Origin of the sequence: Pedobacter sp., from assembly GCF_040513095.1 — a bacterium.
GTDB lineage: Bacteria > Bacteroidota > Bacteroidia > Sphingobacteriales > Sphingobacteriaceae > Pedobacter.
Map to the genome: position 1 here is coordinate 1 of NZ_JBEVDX010000182.1, position 20602 is coordinate 20602.

Annotated in this window: 23 protein-coding genes; 11 read left to right on the forward strand and 12 right to left on the reverse strand. The window is 42.9% G+C overall.

The genetic code is table 11. The features are described 5' to 3' along the window. The 4 genes from rpmH to tsaB all read left to right on the forward strand — a co-directional run. The coding region (rpmH, locus tag ABWY16_RS20080; protein ID WP_353906474.1) for a 50S ribosomal protein L34 at nucleotides 1–147 on the forward strand (147 nt) is incomplete at its 5' end. A 62-nt stretch (nucleotides 148–209) separates the two neighbouring features. Next, nucleotides 210–605 carry a ribonuclease P protein component gene (locus ABWY16_RS20085; protein WP_353906455.1) on the forward strand — a complete coding sequence of 132 codons (396 nt, stop codon included), beginning with the start codon at nucleotides 210–212 and terminating at the stop codon, nucleotides 603–605. Continuing rightward, entirely contained in the window at nucleotides 592–822 is a 231-nt protein-coding gene (yidD, locus tag ABWY16_RS20090) for a membrane protein insertion efficiency factor YidD (protein WP_353906456.1), read from the forward strand. Before ABWY16_RS20085 ends, yidD begins: the two co-directional genes overlap by 14 nt. A 22-nt stretch (nucleotides 823–844) precedes the next feature. Next, the gene (tsaB, locus tag ABWY16_RS20095) at nucleotides 845–1531 is read left to right on the forward strand and encodes a tRNA (adenosine(37)-N6)-threonylcarbamoyltransferase complex dimerization subunit type 1 TsaB (RefSeq protein WP_353906457.1); all 687 of its coding nucleotides are present in this window, start codon (nucleotides 845–847) and stop codon (nucleotides 1529–1531) included. Nucleotides 1532–1551: 20 nt separating this feature from the next. On the opposite strand, the gene ABWY16_RS20100 is transcribed toward tsaB, so the two are convergent. Both ABWY16_RS20100 and ABWY16_RS20105 read right to left on the reverse strand, forming a co-directional pair. Then, nucleotides 1552–2973 (reverse strand): DUF5723 family protein, encoded by a 1422-nt coding sequence (locus ABWY16_RS20100; protein ID WP_353906458.1) that lies wholly within the window; start codon nucleotides 2971–2973, stop codon nucleotides 1552–1554. A gap of 31 nt (nucleotides 2974–3004) precedes the next feature. Continuing rightward, the gene (locus ABWY16_RS20105) at nucleotides 3005–4591 is read right to left on the reverse strand and encodes a hypothetical protein (RefSeq protein WP_353906459.1); all 1587 of its coding nucleotides are present in this window, start codon (nucleotides 4589–4591) and stop codon (nucleotides 3005–3007) included. 91 nt (nucleotides 4592–4682) lie between these two features. Here ABWY16_RS20105 and ABWY16_RS20110 point away from each other — a divergent pair, with 91 nt between their 5' ends. The 3 genes from ABWY16_RS20110 (at nucleotide 4683) to ABWY16_RS20120 (ending at nucleotide 8314) form a co-directional block, all read left to right on the forward strand. Continuing rightward, the gene (locus ABWY16_RS20110; protein ID WP_353906460.1) at nucleotides 4683–5069 is read left to right on the forward strand and encodes a DUF423 domain-containing protein; all 387 of its coding nucleotides are present in this window, start codon (nucleotides 4683–4685) and stop codon (nucleotides 5067–5069) included. Beyond that, nucleotides 5070–7550 (forward strand): replication restart helicase PriA, encoded by a 2481-nt coding sequence (priA, locus tag ABWY16_RS20115; protein ID WP_353906461.1) that lies wholly within the window; start codon nucleotides 5070–5072, stop codon nucleotides 7548–7550. It begins immediately after the preceding gene. 107 nt (nucleotides 7551–7657) lie between these two features. Then, entirely contained in the window at nucleotides 7658–8314 is a 657-nt protein-coding gene (locus ABWY16_RS20120) for a protein-L-isoaspartate(D-aspartate) O-methyltransferase (RefSeq protein WP_353906462.1), read from the forward strand. A 14-nt stretch (nucleotides 8315–8328) separates the two neighbouring features. Here the strand turns inward: ABWY16_RS20120 and smpB are convergent, their stop codons facing one another. The 3 genes from smpB to ABWY16_RS20135 all read right to left on the reverse strand — a co-directional run bounded on the left by smpB (nucleotide 8329) and on the right by ABWY16_RS20135 (nucleotide 11402). Next, complete coding sequence (gene smpB / locus ABWY16_RS20125; RefSeq protein WP_142526485.1) at nucleotides 8329–8778, reverse strand: SsrA-binding protein SmpB; 450 nt, start codon at nucleotides 8776–8778, stop codon at nucleotides 8329–8331. Between the two features lie 77 nt (nucleotides 8779–8855). After that, on the reverse strand, nucleotides 8856–10715 hold the full coding sequence (locus tag ABWY16_RS20130) for an Nramp family divalent metal transporter (protein WP_353906463.1): 1860 nt from the start codon (nucleotides 10713–10715) through the stop codon (nucleotides 8856–8858). Nucleotides 10716–10745: 30 nt separating this feature from the next. Beyond that, the gene (locus ABWY16_RS20135) at nucleotides 10746–11402 is read right to left on the reverse strand and encodes a metal-dependent transcriptional regulator (RefSeq protein WP_353906464.1); all 657 of its coding nucleotides are present in this window, start codon (nucleotides 11400–11402) and stop codon (nucleotides 10746–10748) included. 139 nt (nucleotides 11403–11541) lie between these two features. Between ABWY16_RS20135 and ABWY16_RS20140 the strand changes: the two genes are divergently transcribed. After that, complete coding sequence (locus ABWY16_RS20140; RefSeq protein ID WP_090554417.1) at nucleotides 11542–12012, forward strand: Lrp/AsnC family transcriptional regulator; 471 nt, start codon at nucleotides 11542–11544, stop codon at nucleotides 12010–12012. A 3-nt stretch (nucleotides 12013–12015) separates the two neighbouring features. On the opposite strand, the gene ung is transcribed toward ABWY16_RS20140, so the two are convergent. Both ung and ABWY16_RS20150 read right to left on the reverse strand, forming a co-directional pair. Then, a complete protein-coding gene (gene ung, locus ABWY16_RS20145) occupies nucleotides 12016–12693 on the reverse strand; it encodes a uracil-DNA glycosylase (RefSeq protein ID WP_353906465.1) in 678 nt (225 codons plus the stop codon). Beyond that, nucleotides 12678–13112, reverse strand: coding sequence for a thioredoxin family protein (locus ABWY16_RS20150; protein ID WP_353906466.1), 435 nt, complete (start codon nucleotides 13110–13112; stop codon nucleotides 12678–12680). Before ABWY16_RS20150 ends, ung begins: the two co-directional genes overlap by 16 nt. 172 nt (nucleotides 13113–13284) lie before the next feature. Between ABWY16_RS20150 and ABWY16_RS20155 the strand changes: the two genes are divergently transcribed. Further along, the gene (locus ABWY16_RS20155) at nucleotides 13285–13827 is read left to right on the forward strand and encodes a DUF2892 domain-containing protein (RefSeq protein ID WP_353906467.1); all 543 of its coding nucleotides are present in this window, start codon (nucleotides 13285–13287) and stop codon (nucleotides 13825–13827) included. Between the two features lie 48 nt (nucleotides 13828–13875). Here ABWY16_RS20155 and ABWY16_RS20160 read toward each other — a convergent pair whose 3' ends face one another. The 5 genes from ABWY16_RS20160 to ABWY16_RS20180 form a co-directional block, all read right to left on the reverse strand. Beyond that, on the reverse strand, nucleotides 13876–14088 hold the full coding sequence (locus ABWY16_RS20160; RefSeq protein WP_142526479.1) for a hypothetical protein: 213 nt from the start codon (nucleotides 14086–14088) through the stop codon (nucleotides 13876–13878). 89 nt (nucleotides 14089–14177) lie between these two features. Then, a complete protein-coding gene (lysS, locus tag ABWY16_RS20165) occupies nucleotides 14178–15902 on the reverse strand; it encodes a lysine--tRNA ligase (RefSeq protein ID WP_353906468.1) in 1725 nt (574 codons plus the stop codon). 47 nt (nucleotides 15903–15949) lie between these two features. Then, a complete protein-coding gene (locus ABWY16_RS20170) occupies nucleotides 15950–17863 on the reverse strand; it encodes an AMP-dependent synthetase/ligase (RefSeq protein ID WP_353906469.1) in 1914 nt (637 codons plus the stop codon). A 151-nt stretch (nucleotides 17864–18014) separates the two neighbouring features. After that, nucleotides 18015–18341, reverse strand: coding sequence for a HesB/IscA family protein (locus ABWY16_RS20175; protein WP_353906470.1), 327 nt, complete (start codon nucleotides 18339–18341; stop codon nucleotides 18015–18017). A gap of 59 nt (nucleotides 18342–18400) precedes the next feature. Then, nucleotides 18401–19597: an IscS subfamily cysteine desulfurase gene (locus ABWY16_RS20180; protein WP_353906471.1), complete on the reverse strand. Its 1197-nt coding sequence runs from the start codon at nucleotides 19595–19597 to the stop codon at nucleotides 18401–18403. A 126-nt stretch (nucleotides 19598–19723) separates the two neighbouring features. On the opposite strand from ABWY16_RS20180, the gene mce reads away from it, so the two are divergent. Together mce and ABWY16_RS20190 are read left to right on the forward strand one after the other, a co-directional pair. Beyond that, complete coding sequence (mce, locus tag ABWY16_RS20185; protein WP_353906472.1) at nucleotides 19724–20158, forward strand: methylmalonyl-CoA epimerase; 435 nt, start codon at nucleotides 19724–19726, stop codon at nucleotides 20156–20158. Further along, nucleotides 20151–20438 (forward strand): hypothetical protein, encoded by a 288-nt coding sequence (locus tag ABWY16_RS20190; RefSeq protein ID WP_353906473.1) that lies wholly within the window; start codon nucleotides 20151–20153, stop codon nucleotides 20436–20438. The genes mce and ABWY16_RS20190 overlap by 8 nt, the downstream gene beginning before the upstream one ends. Nucleotides 20439–20602: the final 164 nt, after the last annotated feature.

The following is a 20602-nucleotide window of genomic DNA, read 5'->3' on the forward strand; positions in this document are numbered from 1 at the left end:
TTCCAACCTTCGCAAAGAAAGAGAAGAAACAAACACGGCTTCCGCGAAAGAATGGCTACAGCAAACGGTAGAAGAGTATTAGCTTCTCGTCGTGCAAAAGGAAGAAGAAAATTGTCAGTTTCTGACGAACGTCGTCACAAAGCATAATTTTGATTGCTGCACGTTAAGTGCCGGCAGATCATTATATCTGCAGATATGCGATCAAAAACATGAAAACATTTACTAAAGAAGAACGGTTATGCAGCAGGAAATCATTAGACCTGCTATTTAAGAACGGTTCTTCTTTTTTATTGTATCCCTTCCGCCTGTCGTATTTATTTGTACCGGGTAAAAGTGCTTTTCCTGCACAGGTAGTTATCAATGTATCGAAAAAAAGGTTTAAGCGTGCGCATGACAGGAACCTGATTAAGCGCAGGACACGTGAAGCCTATCGTTTACATAAATCCACTGATCTGTATCCTTTGCTGAACCAGGATGATCAGACTTTACTGCTTTCCATACAGTTTATTGGTAAGGAGCATTATGAATATGCTTTCTTCGAAAAGAAATTAGCCGGTGCATTTAAGAAACTGATTGTAACACTGCAGGCCAATGGAACTGATTAAACGCGTAATCGGATGGTTTTTCCTGGCACTGATTAAGTGCTATCAATTGTTTATTTCCCCGCTTCTGGGATCGAGCTGCCGCTTTACACCTACCTGTTCGCAATATGGTATCGAGGCGATTAAAAAACACGGCCCCTTCAAAGGTGGATGGCTTACACTTAAACGCATAGGCCGCTGCCATCCATGGGGCGCGCATGGCCATGATCCTGTTCCCTGAATTTTAGTTTATATTTGCTGCAATGGCTACAATACTCCAAATTGAAACAGCTACACCAACGTGTTCAGCTGCACTCTCTCTGAATGGCGAAACGATCGCTTTAAAAGAACTTGCTGCCCAGAATATCCATGCGGGCAGTCTTACCTTATTCATTGATGAAGTAATGCAGCTTGCCGGAATGGCCTATGCTGATCTTGATGCGATAGCAGTGAGTAAAGGCCCGGGTTCTTACACGGGACTGAGAATTGGGGTGTCTACAGCAAAGGGAATATGTTTTGCCGTAGATAAGCCGCTGATCGGTATCAATACACTTCAAATGATGGCGAATGGGTTTCTGAATACCACGGAGAACTATCAGGGGCTGGTCTGCCCGATGATTGATGCAAGAAGAATGGAAGTGTTTACCGCTTTGTACGACCAGCATCTGGCGGAGATATTACCTGTAAGTGCCAGTATTATTGACGAACATGCATACCAGCAGCAACTGAAAAATCAAAAGATCACATTTATCGGAGACGGGGCAATGAAATGCAGCGCATCTATTATATCGCCAAATGCGCATTTTTCAGCCCTTGCTTTTAATTCTGCCTCACACATGAGCAGTCTGGCATTTGATGCCTTCAAAAGGCAGGAATTTGAAGACGTAGCCTATTTTGAACCCTACTACCTGAAAGATTTTGTAGTTACACAGGCAAAAAAGAAAGTGTAGTCAAGGCCAGCGGTAAATTCCTAGTCGCCTTTGTGCTGAAAAACCTTAAATATTCTTCTGAAAAAGCTGGTTTGTGTATCGTCACCAACCCCCGGCATATAACTGCTGTTCTGTGGATGTTCCACTATAAATCCAAACTTGATGGCCAGTCCCATATAAACTGATGCCCCGTAATATCCTGAATTCACTACGGCAGATTTTCTTACAGCTGTTGATTTCAGCAGGTTGTCTGATCCCAGGAAAAATTCAAAATTGGGCGTCTGGTACATGCCCTGGGTACCCAGCATCATAAATCCGATCATGTTATAGGTAGGGGACAGGCTAACCGAAAATTCATTGCGTTTAAAAGTATTCACAAAGGCTGCATCTCCACCCTGGTAAAAGAGGTTTTTGGAAACGATGAGGCTGGGTGTATAGAAGTCGAATTTTCTGGAAACCATAAAATCAGCCTTGGCGTTGGTAGGCGTATAAAAGCCTTTCTGGCGGTCTGATCTTATGAAGAGGTCATTCAATTCATTTTCAAGGGTATTGGTATTGATATATTGCGGGTTTTCCGGATCGACGGTTTCTCTGCCTACGGTGACTGAACTGTTTACATTGAAATCATGTGAACGGTTGTTCCATTTGATAAATCCAAGGTCTTTGATATTGGCCATAATGAAGATACCGCTTTTAGCCTGGTAGGTGGTCCCTAAACTTAGCGACATACCAGGGTTTTTAAAATTGGGCAGAAAGGAATTTCTGTCGAGTTCTTTTGCGCGCAGGAAACTGGACCTGTAGGTCCCTGTTAGCCCTACGGTCAGGTTATCTGTTAGCGGATTGATGGTCAGGCTCGAATTGGTAACATCTATTTTATTATAGGTGATACCGCTCAGTAAACTCAGTTTGGCACCAAAGGCAAGTCTTTTAGTTAAATTTTCGCGGTACGTTACACTGAACTGGTGATAGGATTGTCCAAATCCGTTGCTGTTCAGCAAGCCGGTCTGTGAATTGGTAAACCTGTTGTAATCGCCAAAAACCACAAGGGTTTCATTGGTATAGTCAGCAAAAACGTCCGACCGCAGCTGCCATGAAAATCCCAGTTCCTTGTTGTATTTGTACGACTGGAACATCCTGAAAGTGAGCAGGTAAATATTAGAGCTTTCAAAGAGTTTATTCCTGTTGTTGTTACCGATCAGAATATCATCTGTGTTGTAGGTGCTGTTTCTGATCAGGTCGCTCAGCACATATTTGGAATCACCTTTATTAGCGGCATTTAAGCCGAAATAGGGAAGGAAAAAGTTGGATGCAAACTGGCGTGATGAATCGAGAACGAATGCCTTCTGAGCAGGGTTTTCAAAAGCATCAAAAAGTGTTTTGGTATTAAACAGTCCGTATTGCTGGGCCCTGAGCTGTGTGGTGGAAATGAATAAAACACAAATAAATAAGTATCTTTTTGCCATAGTTTAAAAGCGTTCTTAAATATGGGGTTTTTTATTTGATAATTGATAAGCTGTCAGTTATAATATCGTTATCATTTTCAGCTAAGGTGTTGATCAGGAAGTTCGTCTGAAAATCTCCCTGCGCTCCATTGAGCTGATAAATCAGTGAATTGAATTTGCCCAGTCCACCTTCCGCTGTAAAATGCCGGTAATACGGGGTGTAAACGTTCTTTCTGACAATGTCTGATGAGTTTTTATGGTTTACATAAAAGGTGACACTTGCTGTGTTGGAGATCTGTGCATACAGGTCTGTATAATCTGAAGTGCTAACCAGCAGTTCATTGCTCCTGTAAAACTTCAAAAAGTCCTGCAGCGTAGCAGGGCTGTTGGCAAAAACCATGTAGTTATCAATGACGGTATAATATGGCTTGCTGAATTTTTTAAAGGGTTCACCGAAATAGCAGTAAAGGAGGCCCGAAACCTTGAACTGTTTAATGTCCTGGTCATAATCTGTACTGATGTCAATCAACAGTTGTTTTACCTTATCTCCATTGCTCAGGTTAATTGCTCCCAGATTTTCGGATGAGCGCAGCTGAAATGTGATCAGCTGGTCTTTAAAGTATTTTGGAAATATCCCTTCAGGATCAAGGCGATAAGTCTGGTCAGTATTTTCTATGATCATCCTGACAGCATGGTCCTCTTTATTCAGGCCAAACCAGGTGTTCAGTGCTTTGCGCCATAACTTATACTGAGGAAGGGCATAGAGCCTGAAGTTCGCGGTATTCGCAGGTAGGAGATTGTCTATAGTGTTCTTCTGCGGGGCCATCGAAGCATAGAGGCTGATGTAATTACCCGCAGTGTTGATTTTTGTGGTACCACTAAAGAATAACCGTTCGCGGCTGAAATTGTAATTGAGGGCGGCAAATGAATTCTGATGGTTAAACAGGGCATTATTCCCATTTAAATTGCCGGGCAATACAGCTTTGATCAGAGAAGTGATCTTGTTATAGTCTATAAAAAGGTTGCCAACACTGTTCTTTCCCAGTTTGTTGTTGAGTTTGATAAACCTGATAAACTCAGCTGAGCCTGCTGAAGTGTCCCCTTTCAGGCCCGTTCTGACCAATTCCTCGCTGCCGGATAATAAAACGAGGTTTTTTTCGATCCCCAGGTAAAATACGGTGCTGTCATTGAGAGACAGCTTCATGATCCCGCCGGCCTCAGTAAGTTTTATCCCTCCGGACTGCAGGGCATCTGTAAGTACAGGTTTCTTTGGTTCACCGTTTAATTGGGTACTGATCAGATAGTTAATCTCTTTATTTTTACCGGAAAAACTGATAAAAACGTCCCGGTTGGCAATGAGGCTGTTGACAGATGAATTGGAAATCACCAGATCTTTCAGCAGGCTCAGTTTTTTAAATTTCTCCTCTCCAAGCAGTTTTTCAAAAAGGTCCTGTCCTTTTAAAATTTCGAAGATACTTTTGTCGTTATGAATGCAGAATACCAGTCCCGAGTTTGCAGTAGCTGCATGCAGGCTGATCTCATTATAAGTACTTTCCCTGTTAAGCCTGGAAAAATACAGATAAGCCATGCCCGACATCGCAAGGAGTAATATAATTAGAGTGAGGTATATTCTTTTCATTTGTATTTAAGCAAATTTAATTTAATAGTTGGATTACTAAGAAAATGCAAAGAGGTTTCTTAATTTTGTGGCAGCTAAAAAAGCGAATTGAATGAATAGACGAATAATTTTAACTGCTTCCTTTTTTGGGGCAGTGGCAGTAATGTTCGGTGCTTTTGGTGCCCACAGTTTGAAAAATGTTCTCTCTACTGACCAGCTTGCCATATGGACAAAAGGAATTGAATACCAGTTTTACCATACTTTTGCCTTACTTTTCCTGTCTACCTTTGCAAGGTTCAGGACTAAACTGGTAGACATTTCTTATTTTTGCTTTACAATAGGTATCCTGCTTTTTTCAGGTTCGCTTTACCTTCTGGCCACCAGGGAAATAACCCATATTGGGTTTGTAAATATAATCGGTCCGGTAACACCCTTGGGTGGTCTGCTCCTGATTGCAGGCTGGGCAATGCTCTTTTTTGCTGCCTTAAAAAACAGATAGATGCAGGAAACCAATGATATAGATTTTACGGAAAGGGACACCCTTTTTATAGAAGTTATTTTACCGCTGTCACTGTCAAAAAACTATATCTACCGGGTACCCTTTCATCTGAACGAGCACACCGCCGTTGGGAAAAGGGTAATTGTTCAGTTTGGCAAAAATAAAATCTATACTGCCCTGATCAAAAGTATCAGTCAGACAGCGCCGGAATTATACGCTGCAAAATATATTATCGACGTAATTGATGAGCATCCCGTAGTAAATGGGCAGCAACTGCAGTTTTGGGAGTGGATGACCGAATATTATCTCTGCAATGAAGGGGATGTGATGTCTGCTGCACTGCCCGCCGGTTTAAAGCTGGCCAGTGAGACGATTATTATCCTGCGGGAGGAAGTGAACCATGAGGAACTTTTTGTTACCGATAAAGAAGCGGTCTTAATCACCGCTCTGGAAAAGCAGAAGCGGCTTACTGTCGATCAGATCTCAGCCCTCTTAGGGCAGAAGACTGTTTTTCCGATTATCAAATCCCTGCTGGATAAGGAAATCGTTTATATCGCAGAAGAGGTTGTAGAAAAATATAAGCCTTTATTAAAGTCGTACATCACGCTGAACGCTTTCTATAAAGAAGAGGAAAACTTCAGGCAGCTCTTTGAAGTGCTGGAGCGGGCACCGAAACAGCTGGACGCTCTGCTGGCCTACATTAAACTGTCAAAATCGGGTGAGGAGATTTCCAGACAGCAGCTGCTGGAAGAAAGCAATTGCGGGCAGGCCGCGCTGAAAGCCCTGCTGGATAAAGAGATCTTCAGCCTTCACAAAAAGGCAGTAAGCCGTTTACAGGATGATAATGATGACCTGATCCTTAATTTTAAACTGAGCGCAGCACAAAGTACAGCACTCGCCAATATATCAACTGCATTTGAATCGAAAGACGTAGTACTCCTGCACGGGATCACGGCTTCCGGTAAAACCCAGGTTTATATTAAGCTGATTGAAGAGGCTATTGCCAAGGGTGGCCAGGTATTGTTCCTGCTGCCGGAGATTGCACTGACTACCCAGATTGTAGAGCGGATAAAACGCTATTTTGGAGATGCAATTGGGGTATACCACTCCAAATTCAACGACAATGAGCGTGTGGAAATCTGGAACCATGTCATGAGCGGAAAATACAGGATTGTATTGGGTGCACGTTCCTCTGTGTTTTTGCCTTTCAATGCCTTAAAACTGATTGTAGTAGATGAGGAACATGAATCTTCCTACAAGCAGAATGAACCGGCACCGCGGTACCAGGCAAGGGATGCTGCGGTATACCTTGCCCATCTGCATAAAGCGAAAATAGTGCTTGGGTCTGCCACACCGTCTATAGAAAGTTATTACAACGCGCTCAGCCATAAATATGGTCTGGTTACACTAAACGAAAGGTTTGGCGGTGTAGAACTCCCGCTGCAGGAAGTGGTAAGCATTTCTGAAGAGACCAAACGTAAAAAGATGGTGTCTTATTTCTCCAGTGTGCTGATTGATGATATCACTGCAACACTCGAAAAAAAGGAGCAGGTCATCCTGTTCCAGAACAGAAGAGGATATGCAACGATCCTGATCTGCAAGACCTGCGGATTTGCCCCCAAGTGTATCAACTGCGATGTCAGCCTTACTTTCCACAAAAGCAGCGGAAAACTGCATTGCCATTATTGCGGCTATCACGAAAGCAGCATGAATATCTGCCCTGCCTGTGGTTCGGTACATATCGAGCAAAAGGGCTTTGGTACAGAGCGTATAGAAGAAGAACTCAGCCTGATTTTTCCTGATGTGAAAATTGCCAGGCTGGATGTAGACAGTACGCGTACCAAGAACAGCCTCCAGAAGATCATCGGGGATTTCCAGGAGAAAAAAACGGATATCCTGATCGGTACGCAGATGGTAGCGAAAGGTCTGGATTTTGATAATGTAACGCTGATCGGTGTGATCAATGCCGACACCCTCCTAAATTATCCTGATTTCAGGGCTTTTGAGCGCAGCTACCAGTTACTTGCACAGGTAGCCGGAAGAGCGGGCAGAAGAGATAAGCAGGGAAAGGTTTGCATACAGGCATATGATGATGATCACCGTATTATCAAACAGGTCGTGGAAAACAATTACCTGGCGATGTATAATGATGAGATAGAGGAACGTAAGATGTATCACTATCCGCCCTTTACGAGGCTGATTTTTATCAATGTGAAACACAAGGACTCCAATCTGTTAAATGCGGCCTCGGCACATTTCGCGGCATTGCTCAGGGCCCAGCTTGGTACCCGCGTTTTAGGGCCGGAGCAGCCCCTGGTGTCAAGAATCAGGAATTATTATATCAGGCAGCTGATCATTAAATCGGATAAATCTGATGCCATTCAGAAAGTAAAAGCTGTGATTAAACAAACAATTACCGACTTTAACAGTCAGAAAGCCTATAAAGGTGTAATCATCCAGATTGACGTTGATCCGTATTAATTTAATTTTTGCTCAAAGCAGTGATCTGATGGATTTTACATTTTATATCAATTTTACGCTACTGAAACGCTGGGTTTTCGTGCTTAAAAAAGTATTTTTGAGATTCAATGGCTTATAAATTTGTAGACAATTACCGGGAAAGAGGGGCACGTAAAAAGCTGGTGGAGCATCTTGCTTCAAGAGGTATTACCGACAAGCGGGTACTAACTGCAATTGGCAAAGTACCCCGGCATTTCTTTTTTGATGAAACCTTCTGGAACCAGGCATACAAAGATATCGCCTTTCCTATTGGTGATGGCCAGACAATATCACAACCATATACCGTAGCTTATCAGAGTGAGCTGCTTCATATTACCAAAGGAGATAAAGTACTGGAGATCGGTACCGGTTCGGGCTATCAGACCTGTATTTTGATGGAACTTGGGGCAGAAGTTTATACCATTGAAAGACAGGAGAGCATTTACAGGCATACGCTAAAAGTACTTCCCGGCATGGGGTATAATGCCAATTTCTTTTTTGGTGACGGCTCGATGGGAATTGCAGCGCATGCCCCATATCATAAGATTATCGTAACTGCCGGAGCACCCTTTGTTCCGGAAATTCTGCTGAAACAGCTGAAGATTGGCGGTATACTTGTCATCCCGGTGGGGGATGAACGTTCCCAGACGATGGTTACCGTCATCCGGATCAACGAAACTGAGTATGAAAAATTTGAGCTGGATACCTTCAGGTTTGTTCCGCTTGTAGGAGATCAGGCCTGGTAAACAGCCTTGCTGGCTTAAACCTTTAGTGCACGGTCCATCTCTCTTTTGGATTCGCGGTCTTTGATACTGTCTCTTTTGTCAAATTCTTTTTTACCCTGTGCCAGTGCGATTTCAATTTTCGCGAAACCCCTGTCATTGGTGAAGATACGGAGGGGAACGATTGTATAACCTTTTTCTTCGCTTCTGAATTTCAGTTTTTTCAGTTCTTTTTTCTGCAGCAGGAGTATCCTGTCACGTTTGATGTCGTGGTGATGAAAAGAACTGTGGCTATATTCAGAAATATGAAGGTTTCTTACATACAACACATTACCGATAAACATACAGAAAGCATCAGTCATATTGGCTTTGCCCTGCCTGATAGCTTTTATTTCTGTACCCAGCAAAGCAAGCCCTGCATCATATTTCTCAATAATATTATAGTCGAAGTATGCTCTTTTATTTTTTATTTGAATATCGTTCTTCATAGAATTAACAAATATCAGAAAGAAATGCCGATTTACGACAGTTTAATCTAAATTATAGTACAAATCGGAATGGCGGTTTACCTGACTACCAATACAGGAATTGTTACTTTATGCCTTACAGACTCAACAGTAGTGCCAAATATCAGATCTTTCAGTCCTTTATGTCCGTGAGCACCCATAACCAGCATTTGCAGCTGATTACTCTTCGTGATTTCTGCGATAGCAGCAGCCGTACTCCCGAAACCGATATGCGGAACAGCATGAAATCCAAGATCCGCCAGGTTCTGACAGTATTTATCCAGGTTTTCTGCGTCACTCAGCGTCTCATGATCCAGCGTTGCTTTCCCGTGGTATCTCGCCGCGGCAGTTTCTACAATATGTATCAAATGATATTCCCCGGCTTTTCCTCCCTGGATGAGCGCATGCCTGATCGTATTGCGGTCATTCTTGGAAAAGTCTACTGTAATGCCAATGGTATGGTAGCTGATTTTTTCTATACTTTCGATATCCAGGGCACTTCCATGAGGCACGTTACTCCTGATCTTGCTCCTTGCGATCAGCGGATACACAAATACATAGATGAGCATCAGCCCGATCAGGATTGCGGTTGGGATAACCAGTACATAGATGTACCAGCCGTCAGACGCTTTGGCCCATCCTGTAATCTCTTCGACCACCAGTTTGATATTCAAAAGTACAATTGCCCCGGCACTTATCCAGGCCAGGATCTTAACCCATAATTTGATGGCAAAGCCTTTCATTTCCTCTTTATCGGAGGTGAAATGTATCAGGGGAATAACGGCAAAGCCGAGTTGTAAACTCAAGACAACCTGACTGAGGATGAGCAGTCCGCTCAATGCATCGTCACCAAAATAAAGGATCGTGAAAAATGCCGGTATAATGGCCAGCAGCCGTGTAATAAGCCTGCGCAACCAGGGCTGGATCCTCAGGTTGATATGCCCTTCCATGATGATCTGTCCCGCCAGTGTACCTGTAACTGTAGAGCTTTGTCCTGCTGCAATGAGTGCCAGCGCAAAAAGCGTAGGTGCTACGCCGCCGAAAATATGTCCCAGTAGTTTATAGGCATCCTGGATTTCGGCTACTTCGTGGTGCCCGTTTTTGAAAAATGCTGCGGCTGCAAGAATCAGGATGGCAGCATTCACAAAAAATGCCAGGTTAAGCGCTACCGCGGTATCTATAAAGTTGAATTTTATAGCTTCTTTTATCCCTTTCTGATCTCTCTCAAATTTCCTGGTCTGAACCAGTGAGGAATGCAGGTAAAGATTGTGTGGCATCACCGTGGCGCCGATAATTCCTATAGCAATATACAATGCCTGTCCGGAAAGGATAGAGGGCTGAAGTCCGCCGATAATCTCCTTTACAGAAGGCTCAACAATGAACATCTCCACCAGAAATGAAAAACCGACAATAAAAACCATGGACACAATAAAGATTTCCATCTTTCGCATTCCTTTGTTCATCAGGAACAACAGCAGAACAGTATCGAATATGGTAATGCTGATCCCCCAGATCAATGGTAAACCGAACAAAAGATTTAAACCGATGGCCATCCCAATGATCTCTGCCAGGTCACAGGCCACAATGGCTGTTTGTGCGAGCGCAAACAATGGGATATTTGCCCATTTGGGATAGGCGTTTCTGGAAGCCTGTGCCAGGTCCAGTCCGCGCACAATACCCAGCCGGGCACTTAGAGACTGCAACAGTAACGCAATCAGATTTGACATCAGAAGAACCCAAATAAGCTGATAGCCGAATTTACTTCCTCCTGCCAGGTCTGTTGCCCAGTTTCCCGGATCCATATATCCAACGCTGACGAGATAGGCAGGGCCTATGAAAGATAATATCCTTCGCCAGCCGGTACGTTTACTGGTATTTACACTCTGATGGACTTCGCTTAACGATTCTGCATTCTTCATTTTGGTAAATAATATTTTTGTGTTGAGAGCCTATTTATAATTGACGAGGATGCGCTGTGTCACCTCTCTGCTTACATTAATTAATTTGCCGTCTACCAGCAGTTCAACCGAACCGTCATAATCGGCTATTTCCTGAATTTCGATGAGGATACCTATAGTAAGTCCAAGTCTTTCGAGATGTTTGAGAAAAGCTGAAGTATATTCGTTAACACCAATGATGACCCCTTTATCTCCGCGCGACATCTCATGCAGGTGGATGTTCTGACCGGGCTCGAAAACCCCATCCTTGTCAGGTATCGGATCGCCATGAGGGTCTCTTTTCGGGAAGCCCAGAAATTCATCCAGGCGTTCTACCAGCAGGCCGGAGTTGATATGTTCAAGCTCTTCTGCAATATCATGCACCTCATCCCACTTGAACTTGAGTTTTTCCACCAGGAAAACTTCCCAGAGGCGGTGTTTCCTGATGACACTTACTGCGGTGGTTTTCCCCCTGTCAGTTAGAGTTACCCCCTGATACTTGATGTAATCGATCAGTTGTTTGTCCGACAGTTTTCTGAGCATATCTGTAACCGATGCTGCGCGGGTTTTCATCCCGTCTGCAATGGCATTGGTTTGTACAGGACTGTCGTTAAGCTGTGATAAATGATATATTGTCTTCAGGTAGTTTTCTTCAGTAAAGGAATGCATTATAGTAGCCTAATTGAATATTTAGATAAATCTAAAAATTTTTTTATAAAATAAAGCATAATTTAAATGATATTTTTTAGAATTAAATTTGGTAATTAAGCTGTCGTTATTCTACCTTTGAGTTCAAGACCCAGGAAAAATGGCAACAGAATTAGATAAAATAGATTTTAAAATACTTAGACTTTTACAGGAAAACGGGAGAATAACCAATCTACTTTTATCACAGGAAATTGGATTATCACCGGCCCCTACCCTGGAAAGAGTGAGAAAACTTGAGATGTCTGGTTTTATCAAGAGCTACCATGCCCTGGTTGATGAAGAAAAACTGGGTCTGGGGATCAAAACATTTATTCAGGTTCAGCTCGATTTCCATAAGAACAATACCATACAGATATTTCTTGACGAAGTGAACCAGATTAAGGAAATCACAGAATGTCACCACGTAACAGGACAAGCAGATTTTCTGCTGAAAGTGTATGTAAGTGATATCAAAGCATACGAGCGACTGATTATGGATAAGATCAGCAAAATCAGCGTGGTGAAAACTTTTCAGACCATGATGATCATGTCAACTACCAAAAAGGAACCAATCGTACCGCTGGAATACTAATTATCAGCTGATCTGCCAGTTGATAGGTTTTTTACCACTTGCAAGCAATGCCGCATTGGTCCGCGAAAAAGGTTTGCTTCCAAAAAAGCCAGTGTATGCAGAGAAAGGTGAGGGATGGGCAGATTTTATTACTGTATGTTTCTGTTCATCAATCAATACCGACTTGTTCTGCGCGAACTTACCCCATAATAAAAACACCAGGCCGGTTTTCTGCGCGGATAGCTGGCTGATTGCCTGATCTGTAAATGCTTCCCAGCCTTTTCCCTGATGAGAACCTGCCTGATGGGCACGAACAGTAAGTGTAGCATTCAATAAGAGTACCCCTTCTTCAGCCCACTGTGTCAGTTGACCGTGATTGGGAGTTGTAAAGCCTTCTATATCTGTTTCCAGTTCCTTGTAGATGTTTTTCAGAGAGGGTGGTGTTACTACTCCTTTTTTAACGGAGAAAGACAGCCCATGGGCCTGTCCGTCGCCATGGTAGGGATCCTGTCCCAGTATAACTACTTCAACTTTATCAAATGGCGTATAATTAAACGCATTGAAGATATCAGCGTTTTTAGGAAAAACGGTATGGCCTTCTTCTTTCTCCTGTACCAGAAAGGCTTTCAGGTCTTTCATATATTGTTTCTCGAATTCAGGTTCCAGGACTTTTAACCAGCCCGGTTCTAATGCTGCTGACATGCTGCTGTGTTTTTTGTTAAAATTTCTACCATATCGCTTTCAAGCGAATGCTGAGGCGCTTCAATAATACGACCAATTTCTTTACCATTCTCCATAAAAATGAAGGTAGGAACGCTGATGATGTTCAGGTGATCTGTAAGGCCCTCTTTTGCTTTTTTAGTTTCATCAACACAAATCAGGGAAATACTGTTTTCATTGATTTGTGTATTGTCAGCAATCTTATAAAAACGGGACACATGTAACCTGGAGTCGCTGCACCAGGTGCCCAGTACAATGATGATTTTCTTACCGGACAGAAGTGGTTTTAACTGTTTCAGTTTTTCCGGGTCGGGAAGATAGGAAGGATATTCTGCAGCGTATTTGTCCCTCATCACTTCTACAGAGAGAATGCCTTCACGGCTATTTTCATTTTGAATCATCAATATCCTTTTTTATATGTGGTTCCTTATGCCGGAACCGCTTTATAGCAGGTAACAAATATAGGAAGGAATGTTTTTAATCCGGCTGTCATGTGAATGATTAATTATTAATTTAACTCTGCTTTTTGGTATATAAACACGATATTTGCATAAAAAATAATTAAAGAGAGATATGCCAAACATAGTAAGACTTATCGCAGGTTTTGTGGTATTGGGTGCTGCGATAGCACTAATGATTTTCGGTTTCTGGGGCTGGGGCATTTTAGCCGTACTGATTAGTCTGCTGATCCTTGTTACCTTTTTCTATAATGAGAATATGCTGCTTGCACAATGGTTTTTACGTAAAGACGATATGGGCAAAGCTGAACTTTATCTGAGAAAAATAACAGATTACGAATCACAGCTGATCCGGATCCAGCATGGTTACTATCAATTGCTGATGGGCCTGATCGAATCGAGGAAAGCCCCGATGCAGTCGGAGAAGTTTTTTAAGAAAGCGCTTTCCCTGGGCATGCAGATGGATCATAACATTGCCCTGGCCAAGTTAAGTCTGGCAGGTATTGCAATGGGAAAGAGAAACAAGAGAGAGGCCCAGATGTACCTTACAGAAGCCAAGAAAGCAGATAAGAATAAATTACTTGCCGATCAGATCAAACAGATGAAAGATCAGTTGGGAATGCTGGATAAGCAGCAACAGGTAAGATACAGCAGGTAATAAAAGAAATATTGAACAAAATAGAAAAAGCCACAGACGTGGCTTTTTCTATTTCTCGTTTAAACTGTCGAAATTCTCGTTCTCATTCAGACCACCTCTGCTGATAATATCATCATCCATATAGTCTTTGCTTTTGCTAAAGAACAATTGTTCAGACTGGATTCTTTTGATCAGCTGGCGGATCAGCGACAGGTCAAAGGCATCTTTGCTTAATTTGATGCAGTATTCGTTTTCGGTAATTTCCAGACTAGAGTTGTTCATCGCTTTACAAATTAATTGTGTCTGGTAAAAATAGAAAAGGCCTGCCATAAATCAATATCGCAGGCCTTTAAGTCTTTGTTATCTTTATGTTAAGAAAACCAGGCTGTTACATCTTCTTTTGAAGGCATTGTCAAATCCAGTTTCAATTTTTTACGCATTCCGCCAAGGTCGTTGAATACCTTATTTGCATTTGCTCCGGCGAGATCTTCTATAGTATTGAAACCCATTTTTCTGATCACCTGAACCCATTCTGCAGGTATTCCCGCATTGACGAAATCTTCATCAGTAGTTACCTTTGCTTTTTTCTCCGGTCTCATCTGAGGGAAGAAAAGCACTTCCTGGATGGTCGACTGGTTGGTCATGAGCATCACCAGGCGGTCGATACCTACGCCCAAACCTGAAGTTGGCGGCATACCGTATTCCAGTGCACGTACAAAATCATCATCCATTGCCATCGCTTCATCGTCACCTCTGTCGGCCAATTTCAGCTGATCTTCAAAACGTTCTTTCTGATCAATGGGATCATTCAGCTCTGAATAGGCATTACCAATTTCTTTACCCATCACAAATAACTCAAAACGCTCAACCAGGCCTTCCTTGGTTCTGTGTTTTTTAGCCAGGGGAGTCATCTCAATAGGATAGTCGGTAATATAAGTAGGCTGGATCAGGTTGGCTTCCACCTTTTCGCTGAACAACTCATCGATCAGCTTACCGCGGCCCATGGTAGGATCGGTTTCTATATTCAAGCTTTTGCATGTTGCAATCAGCTCTTCTTCGCTCATTGCCGAAACATCTATTCCAGTGTATTTTTGTATGGACTCATACATGGTCAGTTTTTCATACGGCCCCGCAAAATTGATCTCATGTGCACCAACTTTTACTACCGGGGTACCATGGATGGCCATCGCAACCTTTTCCAGGCACTCTTCAACCATCGCCATCATCCAGATATAATCTTTGTAGGCCACATAGATTTCCATCGCAGTATATTCCGGGTTATGCGTACGGTCCATTCCTTCATTTCTGAACATCTTGCCGAACTCATATACACCGTCAAAGCCGGCTACGATCAGTCTTTTCAGGTAAAGCTCATTTGCAATCCTGAGGTAAAGGGGCATATCAAGGGTATTGTGGTGCGTTTCAAAAGGACGTGCCGCTGCACCGCCATGGATCTGCTGAAGGATTGGTGTTTCTACTTCCATCCAGCCCTGCTGATCAAAGTAATTGCGCATGGTGCTGATTACCTTTGAGCGGTTGATGAAGATCTGTTTAAAGTCAGGATTTACGGTCAGATCCACATAACGCTGTCTGTATCTCAGCTCAGGGTCAGTAAATCCATCGTATATATTTCCTTCCTCATCGCGTTTTACAACGGGAAGCGGTTTTAATGATTTTGACAATAAGGTGAATTCAGTAACATGGACTGAGATTTCGCCTGTCTGGGTGGTAAATACATATCCTTTTACACCGATGAAGTCCCCGAGGTCAAGCAATTTCTTGAAAACTGTATTGTATAATGTTTTGTCCTCATCCGGGCAGAGATCATCTCTTTTTAAGTAAACCTGGATACGGCCTGTTGAATCCTGCAGTTCAGCGAAGGCAGCACTGCCCATGATACGCCTGGTCATGATCCTGCCTGCAAAACTTACATTCTGGTACGCGTCCTTACTGGACTCATTGTAGTTCGCTAAGATGTCTGCAGCAGTAGTATTGATTTCATAACCTTCAGCAGGGTATGGGTCAATACCCAGTTCACGCAGCTGTACAAGCGCATTTCTGCGCAATATTTCTTGTTCTGATAGTCCTGTACTCATATGTTCTGCAAAAATAGTAAAATAGAAGAGTGTTTTTTAAGAAAATTCTAATCAGCTTCTACTGATACATTGTACATCTCTGTAATACTTTCTGCATATTTCTTTTCTACCACCTTGCGTTTGATTTTCATGGTTGGCGTAATCTCACCCTCATCCATGCTGAAAGGGTTTCTTTTGATCATGAAATTCTTGATGCGCTCAAACTTGGCAAGTTCTTTCGAGTAGGTTTTAATATCCTGACCGATCCAGTCTATAATTTCCGGATTAGTGATAAAAGTCTCAGGGGATTCGAAAAACTCATTTTGCAGGCCAAATTTTTCCTGCATACTTTCCCGGTTAGGGATAATAATAGCGGTCAGGTATTCCCTTTTGTCCCCGATAAGAAACAGCTGTTCGATTTTGATACTTTTCAGATAGATGTTCTCTACTGGTGTAGGATAAACATTTTTGCCGTAGGCATTTACAATCATGTTTTTAAGGCGGTCAGTAATCTGAAGGTAACCCTTATAGAACCTGCCTATATCACCTGTATGGAACCAGTTATCCTTGTCAATCGCTTCTGCAGTTTCTGCGGGTTTATTGAAATATCCCTGCATTACACAATGGCCGCGAACAATGATCTCGCCTTCAGCGCATACGAAATCCGGATCAAAAGTTTCATTGGTCTGTATGTTAATGATTTCTTTGGTTTCAATATTCTGTATGGCCACCTCAATGCCCGGAATTACGCGGCCAACGGTTCCGTATACCTGCCTGTCGGCTTCGCTGAAAGTCATAACGGGAGAGGTTTCAGTTAAGCCAAAACCCTCACAGACTTTGATGCCCAGGTTACCAAAGAACTCCCCGACATTTTTGGGAAGGGCGGCACCCCCGGAGATGAGGAACTTCAATCGTCCGCCGGTCTTTTCTTTGATCTTGCTGAACACTAATTTTTCAGCGATCATCTGCTCCGTTGACAGCAACAATCCGGGTGTTTTACCAGCCTCAAGTTTTTCGCGGTAATTTTTTCCGGTTTCCATAGCCCACAAAAAGATTTTTGCTTTTACCCCGCCATCAGCAGTTCCGCTTTTGTAAGCTTTATCATGGATGCGTTCCAGTAAACGCGGTACACAGTTCATTACAGTTGGCCTGATCTCAGCCATGTTTTTGGCCAGTAATTCCAGGCTTTGTGCAAAAGCCATGGTGCAGCCGGCAGCGCAGCATACATGGTAAGTGGCTGTACGTTCAAAAACATGTGACAGTGGCAGGAAGGAAAGGAATAAATCATCCTTCTCAATAACTCCCATCTGGGTAAGACATACTTTTACATTTTCCACAAAGTTATTGTGTGACAGCATTACTCCTTTAGGGGTACCTGTTGTACCGGAAGTATACACCAGGGATGAGGTGTCTGAGGGACTAACCGCTTTGCGGAGCCCGCTAATCTCTTCCTGAAAATGAGCTGTCAGACGTCTGCCTGTTTCAAGCACCTCATCAAAGCTCACAACCGTCACTTTCAGCTCTTCAGGTATGTTGATTTTAGCGTGATCCGGGAATGCAGGGATGATGTATTCCAGCCGCCTGCAGTTGGCAGCAATCTTCAATACTTTTTTATAGAGAAAAGTATTGCCCACCAGTATGGCCCTCATTCCTGAATCGTTTATGATATATTCAACCTCATGCTCCGATAGCGTAGGGTAGATGGAAACGTTGACCGCATTGATCTGTTGTATCCCCTGGTCATAAAAAATGTAGTCGGGCCCGTTTTCTATCATCAGTCCCATTCTGTCTCCCTTTACAATACCTTTGTCCAGAAAGAAGGCAGAAACGGCATCCGCATTTTCCAGAGTGGTCTTGAATGAGATATTTTCCCATACGTCTGCTTTCTTGTGGATAAGAAAAGCAGATTCAGGAGAATGAACATTTTCCACCACATTCCGCAATAAACTGGGAACAGTGGAGATTTGATCTGATGATGGCATATCGGTTATTTTTTTTGCGAATGCAATAATAGAGTTTTTATCAAAGTAACGCAATTTATGTACGTTATCAGCAGCGGAATACCCCCGAAATAGGGCAGCGTTTTATGGGAAAAGGGCACCATAGGGCGCCCTTTTATTTTTTCAGGTGAGCTTAAACAGAAAAACTTTCGCCACATCCGCATGAACGGGTAGCATTCGGGTTATTAAAGGCAAAGCCTTTTCCATTCAATCCATCGGTGAAATCAAGTTCGGTTCCTGCCAGATATAAAAATGATTTCATATCAAGCGCAATGCGTACCCCTTTATCTTCAAAAAACTGATCGTCCTTTTTTTCTTCATTATCGAAATCCAGATTATAGGATAATCCTGAACATCCGCCGCCTTTTACAGAAACACGTAAAAAATAGTCGGTATCCATTTGAGATTCCTGCATCAAGTGATCAATTTTGCCTTTTGCTTTTTCTGTGATAGTGATCATATGCTTGTTATTAATTGTTAATAGGCAGCTAAAATGATGCCATGTATTTAAATCGGTACTTAGCTTATACTTTGGGCCGTACCTTCCTTAAAGCTCTCCCATAATGGAGACAACTCTCTGAGATGGTCTACAGCTTTTCTGATCTCGCTGATGGCGAAGTCTATTTCCTCTTCAGTGTTGAAACGCCCCAGTCCGAAACGGATAGAGGAATGGGCAAGGTCATCAGACATACCCATGTTCTTTAACACATACGAAGGTTCAATTGAGGCTGAGGTACATGCGGATCCCGAAGATACTGCCAGGTTTTTCATAGCCATCATCAGGCCTTCGCCTTCGACATGTCTGAATGAAAAATTGGTTACATGAGGCAGTCGCTGTGTTCTGTTCCCATTGACATAGCTTTCTTCAACAGCGCTAAGTGAATTTTCCATTTTATCCCGCAGGGCAGAAAGCCGTCTTGCCTCAGCATCCATTTCCAGCCGGCATAATTCGCAGGCTTTTCCCAATCCCACAATACCCGGAACATTCAGGGTGCCTGAACGCATGCCACGCTCATGTCCGCCACCATCCATCTGGGCAGTGATTTTTACCCGCGGGTTTTTCCGGCGGACATAAAGGGCGCCTACTCCTTTGGGGCCATACATTTTGTGAGCGCTGAAAGCCAGCAGGTCAATGCCGTCAGCATCTACGTTAACGGGGATTTTTCCTACAGCCTGTGTGGCATCAGTCATAAATAAAGCACCATATTTGTGTGCAATGGCTGCAATAGCTTTGATGGGCTGTATTACACCGGTTTCGTTGTTGCCATACATAACGCTGACCAGAATCGTCTTTTCAGTCATAGCCGCTTCCAGCTCAGTAAGATCAATCAGACCATCTTCCTTAACCTGAAGATAGGTGATCCCGGCGCCCAACCTCTCAAGGTGTTTGCAGGTATCAAGCACAGCTTTATGCTCGGTAGCGACAGTAATGATATGGTTACCCTTTTCATGGTACATTTCGTACACGCCTTTAATAGCCAGATTATCGGCCTCCGTAGCACCCGAAGTAAAAATGATCTCTTTGTCAGTACAGCCAATCAATTTGGCCGCCTGCTCCCTGGCATAGTCAACTGCTTCCTCCGCAATCCATCCAAAAGCATGGCTGCGGCTTGCGGCATTGCCAAATTTACTGGTGAAATAAGGCAACATCGCCTCCAGTACTCTTGGATCAAGCGGGGTTGTTGCATTATTATCTAGGTAAACGGGAAGTTCCATCGGAATTTATTTATTCTTTTTTACCCTGCAAAGGTACTAAAAAAGATTACCATAAATTCCCGGCATGGTCTATGATCCCAGTCATAAAACTTGCATTTTTACATTTTTCTAACCTTATGTAATAGGATGAATAAAATTGAACATATCGGCATTGCGGTAAAAGATCTTGAGTTGTCCTGCGGGTTGTACGAGAAGCTGCTGGGTGCGCCGGCATACAAGCGGGAACTGGTGGCCTCGGAAGGGGTTTCCGCGGCATTTTTTAAAACCGGAGACAATAAAATTGAACTTCTGGCTGCAATCACAGGTGATAGTGCCATTGCCGATTTTATCCGAAATAAAGGGGAGGGGGTTCATCACATTGCATTTGATGTCACAGATATCTATGCAGAAATGGAAAGACTCAGGAATAATGGATTCGTATTGCTAAGCAGCGAACCTAAGGCAGGTGCCGATCATAAACTGATCTGCTTTTTACATCCTAAAGGCACAAATGGCGTATTGATTGAATTATGCCAGGAAATTAATGAAGGACAGGAAATCAGAACCGAAAGCAATGGATGATATCAAGGTACTCAGCAGAATTATAGGAAAGGATTTTGAGTTGGAAGAAGAGCTCAGCGAAGAGCTGATCCGACAGAAAATGATCCATGCTTTTAGCTGGCTGCTGGATAATGATATCTCTAAGATGATGAATATACTGTACCGCACTGATGTGGATGAGGAAAGGCTGAAATCACTGCTGGTCAGCCGCTCTCAGTTGCCCTCTGCAGAAGTTATTGCAGATGAATACATTAGCAGGCAAAAACAGAAAGTGGAGACCTGGAAAAAGTATAGTACATAATTTTACATTAATTCTTGTATATAAAAAATATAATTAGGATATTTGCAACCTTCAAAATAAGCGACAAATAAGTATAAATTCATATGAAAAAAGATCTTCACCCATCAAACTATAGATTCGTAGTATTTAAAGATATGTCTAACGAATACTCTTTCTTAACTAAA